The 17,817-nt window shown below is 47.4% G+C and carries 18 protein-coding genes; 4 read left to right on the top strand and 14 right to left on the bottom strand.

Annotation, left to right across the window (positions count from 1 at the left end; translation table 11 throughout):
• Positions 1–10 precede the first annotated feature (10 nt).
• Positions 11–460, top strand: coding sequence for a hypothetical protein (locus tag U9J37_RS01675; RefSeq protein ID WP_005471803.1), 450 nt, complete (start codon positions 11–13; stop codon positions 458–460).
• A 73-nt stretch (positions 461–533) separates the two neighbouring features.
• On the opposite strand, the gene U9J37_RS01670 is transcribed toward U9J37_RS01675, so the two are convergent.
• On the bottom strand, positions 534–1,064 hold the full coding sequence (locus U9J37_RS01670) for an elongation factor P hydroxylase (RefSeq protein ID WP_043886856.1): 531 nt from the start codon (positions 1,062–1,064) through the stop codon (positions 534–536).
• 219 nt (positions 1,065–1,283) lie between these two features.
• Here U9J37_RS01670 and U9J37_RS01665 point away from each other — a divergent pair, with 219 nt between their 5' ends.
• On the top strand, positions 1,284–1,907 hold the full coding sequence (locus U9J37_RS01665) for a trimeric intracellular cation channel family protein (protein ID WP_005471875.1): 624 nt from the start codon (positions 1,284–1,286) through the stop codon (positions 1,905–1,907).
• 36 nt (positions 1,908–1,943) lie between these two features.
• On the opposite strand, the gene U9J37_RS01660 is transcribed toward U9J37_RS01665, so the two are convergent.
• Entirely contained in the window at positions 1,944–3,848 is a 1,905-nt protein-coding gene (locus U9J37_RS01660; protein WP_043886850.1) for a bifunctional metallophosphatase/5'-nucleotidase, read from the bottom strand.
• A gap of 563 nt (positions 3,849–4,411) precedes the next feature.
• Between U9J37_RS01660 and U9J37_RS01655 the strand changes: the two genes are divergently transcribed.
• Complete coding sequence (locus U9J37_RS01655; protein WP_005471843.1) at positions 4,412–6,418, top strand: DUF885 domain-containing protein; 2,007 nt, start codon at positions 4,412–4,414, stop codon at positions 6,416–6,418.
• A 148-nt stretch (positions 6,419–6,566) separates the two neighbouring features.
• Here the strand turns inward: U9J37_RS01655 and aroC are convergent, their stop codons facing one another.
• On the bottom strand, positions 6,567–7,652 hold the full coding sequence (aroC, locus tag U9J37_RS01650; protein ID WP_038140258.1) for a chorismate synthase: 1,086 nt from the start codon (positions 7,650–7,652) through the stop codon (positions 6,567–6,569).
• Positions 7,653–7,843: 191 nt separating this feature from the next.
• Positions 7,844–8,776, bottom strand: a complete 933-nt coding sequence (gene prmB, locus U9J37_RS01645) for a 50S ribosomal protein L3 N(5)-glutamine methyltransferase (RefSeq protein ID WP_005471823.1) — start codon at positions 8,774–8,776, stop codon at positions 7,844–7,846.
• Between the two features lie 62 nt (positions 8,777–8,838).
• Here prmB and smrB point away from each other — a divergent pair, with 62 nt between their 5' ends.
• On the top strand, positions 8,839–9,369 hold the full coding sequence (gene smrB / locus U9J37_RS01640) for an endonuclease SmrB (RefSeq protein ID WP_005471744.1): 531 nt from the start codon (positions 8,839–8,841) through the stop codon (positions 9,367–9,369).
• Between the two features lie 113 nt (positions 9,370–9,482).
• Here the strand turns inward: smrB and flhB are convergent, their stop codons facing one another.
• The 10 genes from flhB to fliJ form a co-directional block, all read right to left on the bottom strand.
• Positions 9,483–10,613 (bottom strand): flagellar biosynthesis protein FlhB, encoded by a 1,131-nt coding sequence (gene flhB / locus U9J37_RS01635; RefSeq protein WP_005471693.1) that lies wholly within the window; start codon positions 10,611–10,613, stop codon positions 9,483–9,485.
• 15 nt (positions 10,614–10,628) lie between these two features.
• The gene (gene fliR / locus U9J37_RS01630) at positions 10,629–11,411 is read right to left on the bottom strand and encodes a flagellar biosynthetic protein FliR (protein WP_005471856.1); all 783 of its coding nucleotides are present in this window, start codon (positions 11,409–11,411) and stop codon (positions 10,629–10,631) included.
• Between the two features lie 3 nt (positions 11,412–11,414).
• Entirely contained in the window at positions 11,415–11,684 is a 270-nt protein-coding gene (gene fliQ, locus U9J37_RS01625) for a flagellar biosynthesis protein FliQ (RefSeq protein WP_005471695.1), read from the bottom strand.
• Positions 11,685–11,696: 12 nt separating this feature from the next.
• A complete protein-coding gene (gene fliP / locus U9J37_RS01620; protein WP_038140250.1) occupies positions 11,697–12,572 on the bottom strand; it encodes a flagellar type III secretion system pore protein FliP in 876 nt (291 codons plus the stop codon).
• On the bottom strand, positions 12,559–12,975 hold the full coding sequence (gene fliO, locus U9J37_RS01615; RefSeq protein WP_005471686.1) for a flagellar biosynthetic protein FliO: 417 nt from the start codon (positions 12,973–12,975) through the stop codon (positions 12,559–12,561). The genes fliP and fliO overlap by 14 nt, the downstream gene beginning before the upstream one ends.
• Before the next feature lie 3 nt (positions 12,976–12,978).
• Positions 12,979–13,389, bottom strand: coding sequence for a flagellar motor switch protein FliN (fliN, locus tag U9J37_RS01610; protein WP_005471831.1), 411 nt, complete (start codon positions 13,387–13,389; stop codon positions 12,979–12,981).
• A 20-nt stretch (positions 13,390–13,409) separates the two neighbouring features.
• Positions 13,410–14,459 (bottom strand): flagellar motor switch protein FliM, encoded by a 1,050-nt coding sequence (gene fliM, locus U9J37_RS01605; protein ID WP_005471886.1) that lies wholly within the window; start codon positions 14,457–14,459, stop codon positions 13,410–13,412.
• Positions 14,460–14,466: 7 nt separating this feature from the next.
• Positions 14,467–14,964, bottom strand: a complete 498-nt coding sequence (gene fliL / locus U9J37_RS01600; protein ID WP_005471657.1) for a flagellar basal body-associated protein FliL — start codon at positions 14,962–14,964, stop codon at positions 14,467–14,469.
• A gap of 35 nt (positions 14,965–14,999) precedes the next feature.
• Positions 15,000–17,261 (bottom strand): flagellar hook-length control protein FliK, encoded by a 2,262-nt coding sequence (locus U9J37_RS01595; protein ID WP_005471611.1) that lies wholly within the window; start codon positions 17,259–17,261, stop codon positions 15,000–15,002.
• Between the two features lie 109 nt (positions 17,262–17,370).
• The gene (gene fliJ, locus U9J37_RS01590) at positions 17,371–17,811 is read right to left on the bottom strand and encodes a flagellar export protein FliJ (protein ID WP_005471885.1); all 441 of its coding nucleotides are present in this window, start codon (positions 17,809–17,811) and stop codon (positions 17,371–17,373) included.
• Between the last annotated feature and the right edge of the window lie 6 nt (positions 17,812–17,817).

Genomic DNA, 17,817 nt, shown 5'->3' with positions numbered 1-17,817 from the left:
GGAGAAGCCGATGAACACGTTAACAAAACTTTACCTAGTCACCTGTTTCTCATTAAGTCTGACTGCCTGTGGTGGGGGCGGTGGTGGGGGCGGTTCTTCCTCGCCAAGCACTGGTAGTTCTGGCGCAGCAACCCCTACACTGCAAGATCTTAAAATAGACAAAGAAAACACGCTTGAGTCTGTGTACCACTTGTTTGTGGATGTCGACCTCGCCGACCTTGATGGCAAACAAGCCTATATTGCAATTTGTGACAACAGCGCGGGTGAAGCAAACATTGACTATGACCAGTGTTTAATCAAAGCCAGCTTGAAACAAGGCAGTGGGCAGTTTGATCTTCGGGTTGCGAATCATTGTGATTCTTTGGTGGCGGTCGTTTCCGTTATGGAGCAAGGGGTACCAGTCCGTTACTATCAACATCAGCATGATGGTCAAGCGAAGACGGTTTGGTACATTCAATAGGCGTAACTTGTTCGCCTATTTTCACAAAGAAGATACACAAAGAAGCCGCTCCAAGCGGCTTCTTTCTTTGAATTTACTGAACAACAAATTGATCAATGGTCAACGTTGGTATCTGGTAAAAGTCTCTCAATGCATCCGATAGCATTTTGACTCGTAGAGGTATGCCTTGGTCGAAAATCTTTTCCACTTCAGCATGCACTTTGGTCATAAATCCAATTCGGTCTGGCTCAAAGTCGCCATTTAAGTTGTCACAACTGACGCTAAATGGAAACCCAGCACTCATTGCGAGTATCCACTCATAGGCTTGCGGACGAATCTCTACTTTTTCAAACTCAGCTTGGACTTGCTCGGTACGTCCATCAGGCTCATACCAATAACCAAAGTCTTCCAGTAACCGACGCTCGGGCCCTGCGACACACCAATGAGCAATTTCATGCAAAGCAGAGGCGTAAAAACCACGAGCAAAAATAATCCGATGGTGAGGATGAGACTCATCGGCAGGCAGGTAAATGGGTTCGTCACCACCCAGTTCTAATTGGGTGTTGTACTCAGCCAAAAATATACGGTTAAAGATGGTGATTAAGTCTTGATACTCGTGGGTCATAGCTTGATATTCGGTGATATTTACAGCGCGAGCATTGTCGCATGTTCTGTCTTCAATGCAAATCCCCACACAAATGATACTGGCATTAGAAAAAGTTATCGGATAAACGTTTTCGCGGTCACAAAAACTCATTCGTCACCGATCACATTTCCCACTACACTCACGCCTTAATTTATATGATGGCAGAAGCATAAATCTGCACGATTTAAGGCAACAACGATGTTACTCAGCGTTTTATATATCATTGGTATCACAGCAGAAGCGATGACTGGGGCTTTGAGCGCTGGTCGCAGAAAGATGGACTGGTTTGGGGTTATGTTGGTGGCCAGTGCGACCGCGATTGGTGGCGGTACTGTGCGTGATATTTTGCTGGGTCACTACCCGCTAGGTTGGGTGAAAAATCCTGAATTTTTGGCGATCACCTGCATTGCGGGCGTGCTTACCACTGGCTTGGCAAAATGGGTGATTAAACTGAAAGGTTTGTTCATCCGCCTTGATGCGCTAGGTTTAATCGTCTTTAGCATCATCGGCACTAAGATTGCGATGGGCATGGGACATCATGCGATGATTTGTATGGTTTCCGCCCTTGTGACCGGCGTTTTTGGTGGTCTTCTTCGTGACCTGATTTGTCGTCAAACCCCGTTAGTCCTACATGAAGAGCTCTATGCGTCAGTTGCCCTCGTTGCCTCTGGACTGTACCTTGCTCTGCTCGAGTTTGGCATCAATGATGTCACGGCCACCATATCCACCTTGGTCGTTGGCTACGTGCTGCGAATGGCGGCGGTACGATTCAAATGGCGTCTCCCTTCCTTCCAATTGGAAGCTGAGAGCTCGATTCATTGATTAAAAAAGGCTTGGGAATCCCAAGCCTTTTCGCTATTAGTTTAACGCTTTAATCAAGGCTATCTCTCGCTCAAGCTTTAATTTTTCCCCCTCGGACGCATCAACCAACTGAGCTTCGCGATGAGCCAACGCCTGCTGTTGCTCTTTCGCCGAAGTAAACAACCATTCTTTCACGTTGATCGAAGCAATGTTGGTGTATCGACCATCTTCACTGCTTGGCACAGTAATTTCGCCGCTATTAATCAGCGTCTTAACGATCTCGCGTTGTTCATTGTAGCTATCATCCAACCCGACAAGTTGCCAGCGCTGTTGTGGCTTACCTTCATAGGTACCGTGCTTTTGCTCTGTTAAGTAGCGAATCGTCAAGTTGCGAATGGTGCCCTGCTCTTCACCATATTCCGCCTCTGTGTCAAACAACACAGGGAACGAACGCCCTTCAAGTACACCGCCTTTTTTGGTCAGGTGACCCATACGATAGCTATTCATACCGATGCGCACATCACTCTTATCTGTAACGGCTGAACCGTCAGCAAATTCAAGGTCGGTAATGCGCTCTCCTTTTGGCTTGGTCAAGTCAATCTTGTACGTCACGCCAGCAAAAAAGTCATTGGTCGAGTATTTAGACGCTCGTCGCTCTGGATCAAAGCTGTAGGTCACATCCCCCGGTTTCACAGAGTTAAAGTAACCCGCAGACCACTCCATATATGTTTTCAGCTCTTTACCCGTCATTTGGTAAACCGTAATTTCGCCGCCCGCATACTGGTAGTTGTAAGCAATGTCTTTCGCTTTGATAGGACCGACATCAAGCTCGGCGTTGTCGTTATCAATTTGCAGAGCAATCACATTCGCCTTTGGTGCGTAATGGAAGCTCGCTTCTTGGAACAAAGCACTGATACCTGTATCTTGAACATGTACCTGAGGGATACCTCGGATTTCATTTTCAGGTACCAAGTCAACGCCCGTTAACTCAGCGACCTCTCTGTTAGCCATCTCTCTTAAACGTTTATGATAGGGTTGATACAGCGCCTCCATTTTCTCGTCGGAGTCGATACCTTTGATTTTGTAGGTAAAGCTGTCTTTGTTGACGAGAGTGAACTGGCCATCTCGCTCCTCAAATTGCAAATCGACACGAGAGAGCGCTCGACCATATTTATCTGGCTCTGTGATGATCACACCATTGACCGTTGCCTTATCAATGCGGGTATGCATGTGACCTGCGACGATGGCATCAAGCTCTGGGTTGTCATTAGCAATATCAGTCACGCCGGTATTGGCAATATCGTTTTCATTGTCTAACCCCATATGTGCGACAAGTACGATGGCATCAACCTTGTCATCAATTTGCTCAATGACTTTTTTCACTTCTAGCGTTGGATTGGTAAACGTTACGCCTTCGAGACGATTCGTCCCTTCTGCAAACACTTGTGTCATCGGCGTATCCATCCCTATCACACCAATTTTGATGCCTCCGCGCTCAATCACTGTGTAACCTGGAAGAAATGGATTGCCGTCTGGACGTTTGATGTTTCCACCTAGCGACTGGCCTTTAAACTGCTTTAGTGAACGATTTAACACGCCCAAGCCAAAATCAAACTCGTGGTTGCCTAATACCCAAACATCGTATTTCATTTCGTTGAAACCAAGCATCATTGGGTCAACAGGTTCATCTTTGAATGTCTCGACGAAGTTGCCTTGAATGGTGTCACCTGCGTCAACAAGAATGGTGTTTGGTTGCTCTGTTCGAATCTCTTTCACCTTGGTTGCTATCTGACTCAAGCTGCCACGCATGTTCAGTTTATCCGCAGCGTAATCCCACGGCATGAAATGACCATGTAAATCAGAGGTACCAAGGATCGTGACTTGGTGAATGTCGCCGTCTGCGGCTAACGCGGGAAAAGAGAGCGATAAAAAGATCGCGCTGGATAGTAGGGTCTTCTTCATTTGCATTATTCATTATGTTGTTAATAAACAGCGTGAATACTATTAACTTAACCACACCTCAAATGTGATTTAATTCACCTAAAAACATCCCTGTAACATTCAATTGCACACATATGAGAGAGAACGCTCACATTCAACAGGGATTTGTCCCTAATAACGTCCCAAAATCATTCGCCACATAAATATCCACCAATCAATAATCCAACTGCCATTTATGTGAACGCTTTGGCACTATTGAACAAAATGCCATCACAAGCTTCAGGACATTATTGAAATATATGCAGTTCTTACGCTTGAATCTGCACTCAGAAAAAGACACTTGGTAACGATTCACACCGATATCGGATATCCATTCATCATGCATAAAACCAACGTAAATGGACTAAAAATTCGGCTAGATCGACTGTGAACCAATACACAATTTTTTGCGGATGGGTTCGATAATCTAAACAGACAGGGAGTAATCATGAGCTCTGGTGCCCATCGTGTGTCACCTCCTAATAACGACAATCGACATACCGTTCACCACAGCGCTGACCACTAATCCAAATAAGGACTCTACGATGAAAAAGCACTTATCTGTAACTGCATGTTCGGCTCTCATCACCTTTGTACTCTCAGGCTGTTCGACTGCACCTACCCCTTCAGCTTCTTTGCAGTTAAATCAACTTATCGACAACTATTCGGCACAAAGCGCTCAACTCGATGCGACAGAATATGGTCTCGTGAATGATCAAATGGCGTTGACACGTCAGACGTTGGATAGAAGCTACCTTGACCAACTGATGCAAATTGATCGCTCACAACTGACCGATGAGGAAAAGGTCTACTTCGATACCTTTCGTTTTGATCGGGAAATTGCTATTCGAGGAGCGACCTTTGCCAATGCCAGATTTGGCAACCCTGATGTACCCCTGACCCATTTCTACAACTTTATGCAGTGGAACGCTGAAGACGCCGGCGCAGCGATTGAAAACGATGCTGAAAATCACCAAACCTATTTTGCTCAGTTAACCAAACTCAATGAATACACGTCTTGGGTGCGCAACCTTCATAGCCAATACCAACTTGGTCAGTTAGAGCAGATCCAACTGCCCAAAGTACTGGTAGAAAGACTCTATCAAAATAGCCTTGCAACCATAGCAGCTGATGACTGGGCGATATTGAAAGTCGGCTTGAACGATTTGAAAACGCAATCAGGGTATGAACCAAGTTTTGTTGAGGAGTATCAGTCTGCTGTAGATAGTGCCATCAAAGCGAGCGACGACTTGCTCAACTATCTAAGTACCGACTACCTGCAAACGGCACGTGGAGAAGGCACACTGAGCGATCAATATATCGGTTGGGGTGATTTACCCAATGGGCAAGCTTGGTATCAGTGGCACTTGGATAGAAACAGTACCACAGGGAAGCCGGCTCAGGAGCTCTACTCGTTAGGCGAAAAACTGGTCGCTGAGGCAAAGGCTGAGATGATCCGAGTCGCGCGGTTAGTCTTCGACAAACGCGGCTCCACAGTAAAAGCAGCATTTAGAGATCCAGACACGCAAGCTGTGACAACTCGTACATTCCATCTTGTCACCAATACGGGAGAAATTGACCTGCCAGAATTTTTTGCTTACTTGAACAGTGAGCAATTTTTCTATGGTCGAGATGGCGCACTTATCTCTGGCACACCTCATGAAACAACCTGTAAGGCGGCTTCGAATCAATCAGCTTGTGAAAGTGCACTACTCGATTACTATGCGTTCAAAAACAACGCGAATGACGTAGTTGCTCAATATTTTAAGCCAATCAAAACAGACTACACGATTGAACCAACCCCAGCTGGCGGCGAGCGCTACGATGGCGTCGCGTCCTACGACAACAATGTGTTCACCCTCAATACCAATCCAGACTACAGTTTGCAAAAATGGAACGTTTCAACCCTACTGCTCCATGAGGCTGCGCCAGGTCACCACTTCCAGCACGCCTACGCAAGCGAGTACCCGCCAGCAAATATCCCAAGCTATATGGATGACATTTGGTACACCGCCTATGGCGAGGGTTGGGCGCTTTACACCGAGTGGTTAGGATTAGAAATGGGCATCTACGGAGAGCTGAACGACAATGGCGTGCCTAACTTCACCAATGGTAACGGCATGTGTTTGCCAAACTTGGACTACAGTCAATTCCAAGGAGGCATCTATACCGATGAGCAAGAGTGCAATGCCTTACAGTACTTTGGTAGCCTCAACGAAGCCCAATTGAGAAATATGCGCCTAGCCGTCGACACAGGTATTCACGCCAAAGGTTGGAGTATTCAACAGGCTCGCGACTATATGCGGGCGAATTCTGCCCTCGGAGATGGCGACATTGAATCGGAAAGCTATCGCTACGCCGCTCATGTGGGACAAGCCGTTTCCTATAAATCTGGCTATTTGGTGATTAAGGAGATGCTCGACAAAGCGCAATCGAAACTCGGTAACAAGTTCGATTATGCTGAGTTCCATGATCAGTTGCTTCGTTACGGTCAACAACCGATGGAAGTAGTAGAAGAAAATATCAACAACTGGATAGCGTCTAAATCGTAATCCTTCACTAGCCATTAAAGAACAAACCCGTGTGCGACTCGTGGATAGAGAAACGGGTAAAAAGATCGATTTCCACGACGTTTGACCGCATAAAAAAATAGCCCCGACATGACTGTCGGGGCTATCTTAATCTGCACACCATCTATAACTAGATTTGTGGCGTTTCTGTCGTCACGCCATGGTTTTGACCACGATGGCGCAGCAAGTGATCCAAAACCACAATGGCTAGCATCGCTTCCGCGATCGGCACTGCGCGAATACCCACACATGGGTCATGACGCCCTTTAGTAATCAGCTCCGTTGATTCACCTTGTTTGGTAATCGTTTCACCAGGAACCGTAATACTTGATGTTGGTTTTAAGGCGATATTGGCAACAATATCTTGCCCTGTCGAAATACCACCTAAGATACCGCCCGCATGGTTACTACCAAATCCATCCGGAGTAAGAATGTCGCGGTGTTCACTGCCCTTTTGGCTGACAACATCAAAGCCATCACCAATTTCAACGCCTTTCACCGCGTTGATACTCATTAACGCATGCGCAATATCAGCATCCAAGCGGTCAAATACGGGTTCACCTAAGCCTACAGGTACATTGGTAGCAACCACTTGTAGTTTCGCCCCAATGGAGTCGCCCTGCTTTTTAAGATCACGAATTAGTTGGTCGAATGCGTCCACTTTATCTGCATCTGGACAAAAGAAAGCGTTGTTTTCGATTTCATCCCAGTCGACTTTATCAATCGACACATCACCCATTTGTGACAAGTAAGCACGAATCTCTACACCAAACTCTTGCTTAAGGTACTTTTTAGCAATCGAGCCTGCTGCAACACGCATGGCAGTTTCACGCGCAGAAGAGCGACCGCCACCGCGGTAATCACGCACCCCATACTTTTGATGGTAAGTGTAATCCGCATGACCTGGGCGGAACTTATCTTTGATTTCTGAATAATCTTTAGAACGTTGATCGGTATTTTCAATCAACAAGCCAATTGAAGTGCCTGTGGTTTGGCCTTCAAATACACCTGAAAGGATTTTTACCTCATCAGGTTCGCGGCGTTGGGTGGTATAACGAGAAGTACCCGGACGACGACGGTCCAAGTCAATCTGAATATCTGCTTCGCTAATTTCCAGACCTGGAGGGCATCCGTCGACGATACATCCTAGTGCGATACCGTGACTTTCCCCGAATGTGGTTACGCGGAAATGTTGTCCGATACTGTTTCCTGCCATTACTTCCTCAAACTGGTTTCACTCTGTACACAGAGCTTTACACTTTAATTTTTCATAATTTCATAGTGTCTTTATTACCGATTGATGTAAACCCCCAAACGGCAACTATTTTGCTTTTTGCCACGCATAAAAAAACGCCAAGCCGAACGAGACATTCGGCTTGGCGTTGATATGTTTGTCTAAGCGTCGCGTTAGTCTTTGTAGATAGAGAACTCTGCAGCGTGCTCTAACATTTGCTCACGCGTTAGCATAAACACGCCGTGGCCGCCATTTTCAAACTCTAACCATGTAAATGGAATATGCGGGTATTGCTCCATCATGTGGATCATTGAGTTACCAACCTCACAGATAAGAATACCGTTTTCTGTTAGGTAGTCTGGCGCGTTTGCAAGAATGCGGCGTACCAATTTCAAACCGTCTGTACCGGCAGCCAAACCGAGTTCTGGCTCATGGGTAAACTCTTCTGGCAGGCTGTTCATGTCTTCTTCATCCACGTAAGGAGGATTCGAAACAATCAGGTTGTACTGCTCTTTTGGTAGATCACGGAACAGATCAGAACGGATAGGGAAAACTTGTTGCTCCATGCCGTGGTCTTGGATGTTTTGCTCAGCAACTTGCAGGGCGTCGGTTGAAATATCAATCGCATCCACTTCTGCATCTGGGAAAGCGTGCGCACAGGCAATCGCGATACAACCGCTGCCTGTACATAAGTCCATAATTCGACCTGGTTCTTCAATCAACCAAGGTTGGAACTCAGCTTGGATTAGCTCACCAATTGGCGAGCGAGGCACAAGTACGCGCTCATCAACAAAGAACTCCAGACCACAGAACCATGCTCGGTTAGTCAGGTAAGCTGTTGGTGTACGCTCATTGATACGTTTCACCACTCGTTCAACAACGCGCAAACGCTCGCTGCTCGTTAAGCGAGAATTAAGAACATGCGGAGGCACATCAATTGGCAGGTACAGTGTTGGTAGGACAAGCTGAACCGCTTCATCCCATGCGTTATCAGTACCGTGACCATAAAAAAGGTTAGCGGCGTTGAAACGACTCACTGTCCAACGAATCATATCTTGAAGCGTGTGAAGTTCCGATACCGCTTCTTCTACAAAAATCTTATCCAAAATTGCCTCCGAAAAGCGCTACAATACTGCCAATCGCATTTTTAAATACGTATAAATGACCCATGAGTAAAAAAGAGACCGATATCGACGATGATTTCGCCCTTTTTAGGGATGCAGTACAAGGCGTAAAAAAGTTGTCACAGGATACCATAGTCCAGCAACCAAAAAGAAATACTAAGCAAAAAGAAATCGTCCGAACCAGCCGTGAAGCCAGTGATTCTGAGTTCTACTTTTCAGATGAATTTGTGCCGCTGCTTAGCGAGGATGGCCCAACCCGTTATGCACGTGATGACGTGTCGACCTACGAGGTCAAGCGCCTACGCCGTGGCGTCTATGTGCCGGATGTCTTTTTGGATATGCATGGCATGACGCAACTTGAAGCCAAGCGCGAACTCGGCTCCATGATCGCCTATTGTGTGAAAAACGAAATTTCGTGTGCCTGTGTACAACACGGTATTGGTAAGCATATTTTGAAGCAGAAAGCACCGCTATGGCTGGCTCAGCATCCTGATGTGATGGCCTTTCACCAAGCACCACTCGAGTTTGGTGGCGATGGTGCGCTATTAGTGCTCCTCTCGATTCCAGAGAAGTAATGAGAAGAGAGATAACGTAAAAAGGCTGACGCATCATTCGTCAGCCTTTTTAGTTAAAAGTCGCACAATCTTATCTAAGTGAGCGTCACACTATCGAATAAGGTGGATAGCGCCTACTTCCTCAAATCAGGCGGAATTGGTAGTTCAGACGTTTTAAGATTAGGCCTCTGACCACCACGCTTGCGGTACTGCTTAAGCTGGAATACATAAGCCAGCACTTGTGCTACTGCCGTAAAGAGTCCATCAGGAATCTCTTGCTCGAGCTCTGTAGAGTGATAAAGCGCACGCGCTAATGGCGGCGCAGGAATAACGTAAATGTCGTGCTCGCGGGCAATTTCGCGAATTTTCAGCGCCATATGGTCGGTACCTTTCGCCACTACAATCGGCGCGCGATCGGTATTTTGCTTATAGCGAAGTGCAACAGAAAAGTGCTCTGGGTTAGTAACAATCACGTCCGCTTGCGGCACTTCTGCCATCATTCGGCGTTGGGCCGCTTCACGCTGTAACATCCGAATACGACCTTTAACTTCCGGCTTACCTTCTGTCTCTTTGTACTCGTCTTTGACCTCTTGTTTGGTCATTTTCAGTTGGTTGGCGTGTTGCCAGATCTGGAATGGAATATCTATCGCCACCACGATCAATAAAGAGCAGCTGATGAGCAACACAAAGTTGAGCAAAATATCGAGCGCGTGGAAAATATTCTGTGGGAAGACATCCATACTCAGCTGGAACAAATCTTCCTTGGCAGCATTGATAAGGTAAAACGCCATGCCCGATACCAAGGCTACTTTTAGTATCGATTTGATAAGCTCAACCCAACTTTGAATCCCGACCATACGTTTTAAGCCGCTCAATGGATTCATCTTAGACAGTTTTGGCATGGCCGCTTCAACAGAAAAGCTGATGCCCCCCACCCCCGCAGCACCAGCGACCGCAGCAACAAATAGCGTCACAAGGATAAGAATCAGAGGCAAGATAAGACTGGTCAACGAGCCGAGTGCAATATCGAACAGCTTTACATGATCGAATATCTCTTCTCTTGAGAGCGAGAAAAGGCGTTCCATAACGGTATATAGTCCGCGCGCCAACGAGTCGCCAAACCACATCAGCGCGACGGCACCCACTACCAACACAGATACGGACGCCAGCTCTTTTGACCTTGCAACCTGCCCTTTTTCTCGAGCCTGTTGCAAGCGTCTGGGCGTGGCGTCTTCGGTACGTTCTTGACCGTCAGACTCTGCCATTTAATCTCCCAGCAGTTAACAATTCAAACGGATAAAGCGACATATTTGCTGCTCACCTTGTAACCAGAATAGCTCATAGTGGCTGTACAATCCGCCAAGGATATACCAACACAGCAACAAACCGACCATCAATGCGAACGCAAAACCCAACGAGAAAATGTTTAACTGAGGCGCAGCACGCGTCATCACACCGAACGATAGGTTAATGGTCAACAAAGCAATAATGCCGGAGAGAGACATACTCAGCGACACTTTAAACATGATACCAAGCCATGAGGCAAGCTCTCGAAAATCAACGGTCGTCAAGGAGCCGGCACCGATAGGTAGCGATTGAAAACTCATCACCACCAACATGATCATCTTTAAGTGCCCATCGGTCGCTAAGAAAAACATTGTGGCGAGAAACATAAATAGCTGACCAAGCAACGGAGTATTCTGTCCATTAGCAGGATCCACCATTGACGCGAAACCCAAACTCGACTGCATACCCAGTATTTGACCCAAGATAACAAAGGTTTGAATCATAAATTGGGTGACTGTCCCCATTGCCACGCCAATGACAATTTGCTCTAGCAAGGTCAAAAAACCTTCAAATGAGAGCAGTTCAATCTCTTTGGGCACAGCAGGAATTACGGGCATCACAGCAAAAGTCAGGGCAAGCCCCAAGTACAAACGAACTCGGGTTGGAACAAAACGTGCGCCAGTGACTGACATCACCATGAGCATCGCCGATATGCGGGTGTAGGGCCAAAAGTAGTTGGCGAGCCAATCCAATACGACGCTTGCTGGGAATTCCATAGCCTAGTAAAGCACCTGAGGAAGTCGCTCGATGATGCCGAAGAAAAATTCCATCATCATCTGCGTCATCCAGTGAGCAAAAAGCATCAAAGCTAATAAGGTCACGATCAAACGCGGCAGAAAACTCAAGGTTTGTTCGTTGATCGAGGTCGCCGCTTGGAAGATGGCAACCACCAAACCAATCAGCAAGCTGGGAATGATGATGGCACACACCATGATGAGTACCATCCAAAGTGCATCACGAAACAGCTCAACAAATATCTCAGGCGTCATTGTTATCTCCCGCTACAAGGCGAAACTGCCGGCCAAGGTGGAGAGTATCAAGTTCCAACCATCAACCAAGACAAACAACATGAGCTTAAATGGTAAAGATACGATCATCGGCGAGAGCATCATCATACCCATCGCCATCAGAACAGAAGCGACCACCAAGTCGATAATCAAAAACGGCAAGAAAAGCATAAAGCCAATCTGGAACGCGGTTTTTAGCTCTGAGGTGATAAATGCTGGGATCAACACCGCCATCGACACATCTTCTGGGGCCGTTGCCGTCGACCCCGAGATATTCACAAACGTCTCCAAATCTTTCACGCGCGTCTGCTTCAGCATGAAGTCTTTCATTGGCGCTTGGGCCAAATCAAATGCCTCGCGAGCGGTGATTTGCTCGTTGATGTAGGGCTGCACAGCAACATCGTTAATTTTGTTCAAAACCGGTGACATGATAAAAAAGGTCAAGAAAATCGCGATACCGATGATCACCTGATTCGATGGTGTTTGCTGCAAACCCATCGCCTGACGCAATATCGACATGACAACGACAATGCGAGTGAACGACGTCATCAAAATGACCATGGCAGGCAAAAAGCCCAGCATTGTCATTAAAGCTAAGATTTGTAAGTTAACTGAGTAATCTTCGCTGCCATCGGCATTGGTTGTCATGGTGAAGGCAGGAACTCCGCCTCCCCCGCCCGTAAAGCTGCCCGTCGTGAGGGTTCGTGCCGCGCCTTGTTCTTGCGTCATGGCGCTCACTGTGACCGACTCTGACGCCGCCGCATTGGCAGGGATTGGCGTGTCGATCTCTTCTTGTGCAAACGAAGAAACGGAAAATAGCTGGACAAAAAGCGTCAAGACAAAGGCAAGTATGGAGCTAGTTTTTATCATGCTTTTTCAATAGCTGACTAAGTTGACTGGCGAATGGACTAGCCGCGAACGCCGGTTTGTTCAGCCCCTCCTGAGAAATGGGTTTATCCAACTTGGAAATCAATTGAATGGATTGCGCGGTGACACCAACCAAAAATTGCTCTTCACCCGCTTGAACAATCATGATTCGCTCTCGAGTCCCAACAGGGATTTGCCTTACCACACTCAAACCTTGCTGATTAACCAAAGCAGGAATGCGCATTCTTTTTAAAAGCCATGCGAGAAATAGGATGAAGACAATAACGAATAAGAGCGACCCAAACGTGGTCGCCCAATCAAGCTGGCTACTTGGTGTCGCAGCCAGTGCGGATGAGGAAAAGAGAACCAGAGACCCGAGCCCTAATCCTTTCACCAAATAAGCCATAGTTTACCTTAGCTTCTTAATGCGCTCGGTCTGGCTGATCACGTCAGTGAGACGGATACCAAACTTATCGTTCACCACCACCACTTCGCCATGAGCGATCAAGGTGCCGTTAACCAACACATCCAGAGATTCGCCCGCTAAACGCTCGAGCTCTACTACAGAGCCTTGGTTTAGCTGCAACAAGTTACGAATGCTGATTTGTGAACGCCCAACTTCCATCGAAATCGTGACTGGAATGTCGAGAATCGTATCGAGCTTACGACGCTCGTCGTCGGAGATAGGGCTTGAGGTATCTTCAAGCTCATCAAGTTGAGCCGACATGACCTCATCAACATCGATTTCTGGTGCGCTTGGATCTTCACCTAAGGCTGCCGCCCATTCGTCAGCCAGTTTTTGGTCGTCACTTGGTTCCATACCTATTACCTACAATTCTTTTAATCTTCGATTTCACCATCATCATCTTCTAATTCAGAGATGACATCTTTACCAAGGAAGGCAATGTCAGTTTTGACCACATCCGGTCGTTTGATTTTTTCTGACACTTGTACCGCTAATTTATCACCTGAGCGCCCCATTTTTACTCGGTACGTTGGCAGCTCTTCAACAAACATGGTTGCGTGCTCTGGCATCGAGATTGGGATGATATCGCCAGGTCTCAACTCCATCAGATCACGCAACGAAATATCTTGCTCGAGTAAATTCACTCGGAAGTTAACAGGTACATCCATGATCTCTTCACGCAATGCTGTACTCCAACGAACGTCGGTTTCCATCTTATCTGATTGGACACCTGCATCGAGCAGTTCACGGATTGGCTCCACCATGGAGTAAGGCATAACTACGTGGAAATCACCGCCGCCGCCATCCACTTCAATGTGGAATGAGCTAACGACAATAACCTCTGTTGGGCTAACAATGTTCGCCATACTTGGGTTCACTTCTGAATCCAAGTACTCAAACTCAACCCCCATCACCGGTGACCACGCTTCTTTGTAATCTTCAAAAACGATTTTGAGCAGCAGTTGGACGATGCGACGTTCGGTTGGAGTAAATTCGCGACCTTCGATACGCGCGTGAAAGCGTCCATCCCCGCCAAAGAAGTTCTCCACCAAAATAAACACTAGACGAGCTTCCATGGTGATCAACGCTGTCCCTTTTAGAGGTCTAAAGCGCACCATGTTAAGACTGGTCGGTACGTATAGGGTGTTTTGGTACTCACCAAACTTCATCATCTGCACGCCGTTGATCGACACTTCAGCGGTCTTTCTTAGCATGTTAAATAAGCTAATGCGCATGTGTCGAGCAAAGCGCTCGTTGATAAGCTCCAGTGTTGGCATTCGACCACGAACAATGCGGTCTTGAGATGAAAAGTCGAAATCAACGGCGCTGGAGTCGCTAGCAACCGATTCTTCTTCTACCTCATCAACGTCATCAACACCATGAAGTAGCGCATCAATTTCGTCTTGGCTTAATAGATCTGTCACAGCTCACCTATTGAATGACAAAGTCGGTAAATAGAACACGTTCAATAACAGGTTGCCCAACCGCTCGAGTTAAGCTGGCTTTAATGTCTTCTGTGGCTTTTTCTCGTAGTTCAACACGACCATTAGCACTGCGCAGTTGCTCTACCGTTGCCGATGCGAAGGTGCTCAGCAATGAGCTTTCAACCAATGGCGAATGGTAACGCGCCAAGTTTTCGTTTTCAGATCCGCGTACCATCAACTGGACTTTAATCTGCACCAAGCGGTCTCGCTTATCGCCGGTCACGTTAAATATGAAGGGTTGAGCGATATTGACATAAGCGACCGGCTCAGTAGACACCACCACTTCTTGCTCAACGGATTCTTCTGCTGCCGCTTCATCATCTGACCCCATCAAGAAAAACGCCGCACCACCGCCACCGAGTAAAAGAACGACGACTGCAACAATAATGATGATCAGTTTGCCTTTTCCTTTGGGCGCTTCCGTTTCGACTTCTTCAACTGCCATAACTTAACGTTCTCTTTATGTTGGTATTTTATAGTTTAAGCGTAATAACTAATTCCATCACGCTTTGCTGCCACATTCAAATCAAGATTGATGTCTGGTTCAAGGTTTTCTTCGCTCAATCCTGCCTGATTGCTGCTTGGTTGACCACCTTGCCCCTGCCCGTTCGCAGTATAGCGGTTTTGCTGCTGTCCACTTGCTTGTTGCTGAACGGAGGTGTCGCCTAATTGAACCCCCTGCTGAGCAAGCATCTCGCGAAGGCGAGGCATCGACTGTTCTAGCGCATCACGCGCCTGCTGGTTCGCGACGGTAAAGTGGACGGTCGCACCATCACCATTCATGTTCATCCGAATCTGCATGCGCCCTAGTTCCGGCGGGTCAAGGCGAATATCGATATTTTTGAGGTTCTTAGACATCATCATCTGAACGCGCTCTGCCACTTGATCACTGGCAATCTCACGATTCAATTGTAGCGGGACTTGAGCAGTTTGATCAGCGCGAAGTTGTCCCGTTGGGGAGTTCGCCTGTTGAATACCTGCTGCTTGCGCCAATTGTTGCGAGAATCCTGATTCTGTGCCGCCTTGTTCACCAGGCGCACCTTTACCATTATTAAGCATTGTACCTGTCGCTTTCGCGCCCATCGCAGCTTTTAGCATGGCTTGTTCAGTCACAGCTGGAGAAGCCGCTACATTTACTGGCGAATTCACCACGGTTTGCAGTTGTCCTGCCAACGCTTCAGCACTTGCCGCTGGCATGGCCGACGCCGCATTCAGCTGCGCTGCGTTTGTCATTTGCGTTGCTTGTGACTGACTAAGAGCTTGATGAACAGATTGAGCCACCGCCGCCTGCTGAACTTGCGGTTGTTTATGTTTCAGGACTGCGTCCTCATCCACAATAACTTCATCACTACTGACGGCCCACGGGATGGCTGTTGCAGCCGCGACGGATGCCGCCACCGGTGTTTCAGCGCTTAATGTGGCCGACTCAACGACGTTCGGGGTGACGGCAGCAGATTGAGCGTTCAATTTAGGCGAGTTTCCACTCTCTACAGGCACTTCCTGAGATTTGGCTTTTTCCATCATTACCGGAGTGGCTGATGCTACGACTAATTCGGGAGAGACCGCAGTTTCGCTTTCTAGCGTCTGCCCCTCTGGCAACTCATCGATAGCGACACTCTGAGTGCCGTGCTGCATTCCAACCTGCTGTTGAAGTGCCTCCGGCTCCGTTGCGGTATCACGCTGATTCGCGTCTACCTTCAATGGTTTTACTTCATCGCCGCTTAGCTGCACCTCAACATTTTCGAGCACTTCAGCGTCTGTAGTACCTGTTTGAACAGTAGCGGTATCGCGCTGTTCCTTCACGGTATCTGGATTGAGTGCGTTGGGGCCGTGCTGCGTAACTTGCTCATCAGAAACTTGCTGTTCGACAAACGGTTTTATCGCTGCGGGGATAGCGGCATCAGATTCATCCGACGGTTGTGCGGAAGCCAGCTCCGAAGCATTCATCTTAACACTTGGATCAGGCTGCTCTGTGATTTTGCCAGTACTAGCTTGCAACTCAGGTTGCGACTGCAATGATTCGGCGCCCTTTGCTTTCTCATCTACGATTTGTGCCTCAGTTTGGAGGGAGGCAACTTCGGAAGGCTTGGAACGGCTCACTGTTTCTGCGTGGGTCGCAGCCGCTGTCACTTGAGTTTGACTCTCTTCTTGAGGCAAAGCCTTGCCGTTGTTCGATTGCAAAGCACTGTTAGACTGATCTAGGCGTTTAAGGATTTCTTGATTATCCGCGACTATTTTTTCGGCATCACTTGGAGCGGATTTTGTTTGTGGGTCGCGCGCTTGAACAGGCTGTTTCTCGTCAGCCTCAGTGGTGTTGCTTGACGCAGACAACGTTGGTTGCGATTGTTCTTGACTCGCAGAGCTCGATTCTTGGTCAGTCTTAGCACGCTCTGAGTGGGTAACATCCGACTCTTTGACCGATTTCGAACTAGTATTCTGCGCATTATCGCTTGAGGCATCGTCGCTAAGCAGTTCATCTGCCGAGCTATTTTTGATTTTATCCGCGCTCGCAGCATCTCCAGCGCCTTTCACTGCCGCTGGTTCTTCGGAAACCTCTGCTTCTTTTGTTGCGTCGGCTTTGACGGTTTTCTCGTCAGTCGCTGATTCACCTTTGATCAATGCTGCCAACTTAGAGAAGAAGCCCTCTGAGCTTGATTCCTCACTGACTTCGGAACTGCCGTCAACAACGGCAGCTTTGGTCGCCTTTGGGCTCTCAGTCACTGTTGATAGGTTTATATTCATAGTCAAACACCTGCGGCTGAACGTAACGCTCTGTTAGGGTGGCAAGATCACCAAGTTATTCACTTACACTGCAAGAAGTGAGCCACATTACTTGTTTAAAAAGGTGATATTAGTTCGATAAACGACGGGAAAATTGCAGCGTCGCAAACTCATCCATTTGCTTTTGCTCGCGCGTATTTTCTAGGTGGGCTTTTTCTTTCTGTTTCTTTTCAATCAACCATTCGTAAGAGCGTCTCTGCTTACGGCTCTCAAGCCAATGCTGCTCGCACCCTTCCACCTGACCTTTAAAATGTTCTTCCGCTTGTTTTTGTTTGGCGAGTGTTTCATCCAAGGTGGTCAAAAATCGATTCAAATGGCTATATTGGCTAGCCGTTAAGCCTTGCTGTCCACGCTCGACCAATTGTTTACAATAGTCTAAACGGTACTTTTCGATTTGCTCTAGTTGCTGGTAATAGCCTTCAAGCTCTTTGCGTGCTTGACTGAGTGCCAAAACGGCTTGATTTTCGCGCTCTTTTGCCTGTTCAAGTAGAAACTCTAGTGCATTGTCCATTGTCTA

This window comes from Vibrio sp. 16 (assembly GCF_963681195.1).
In the GTDB taxonomy this organism is placed as follows: domain Bacteria; phylum Pseudomonadota; class Gammaproteobacteria; order Enterobacterales; family Vibrionaceae; genus Vibrio; species Vibrio sinaloensis_D.
Note: the sequence above shows the minus strand (reverse complement) of the source record. Positions and strands in the feature narration are given on the sequence as shown.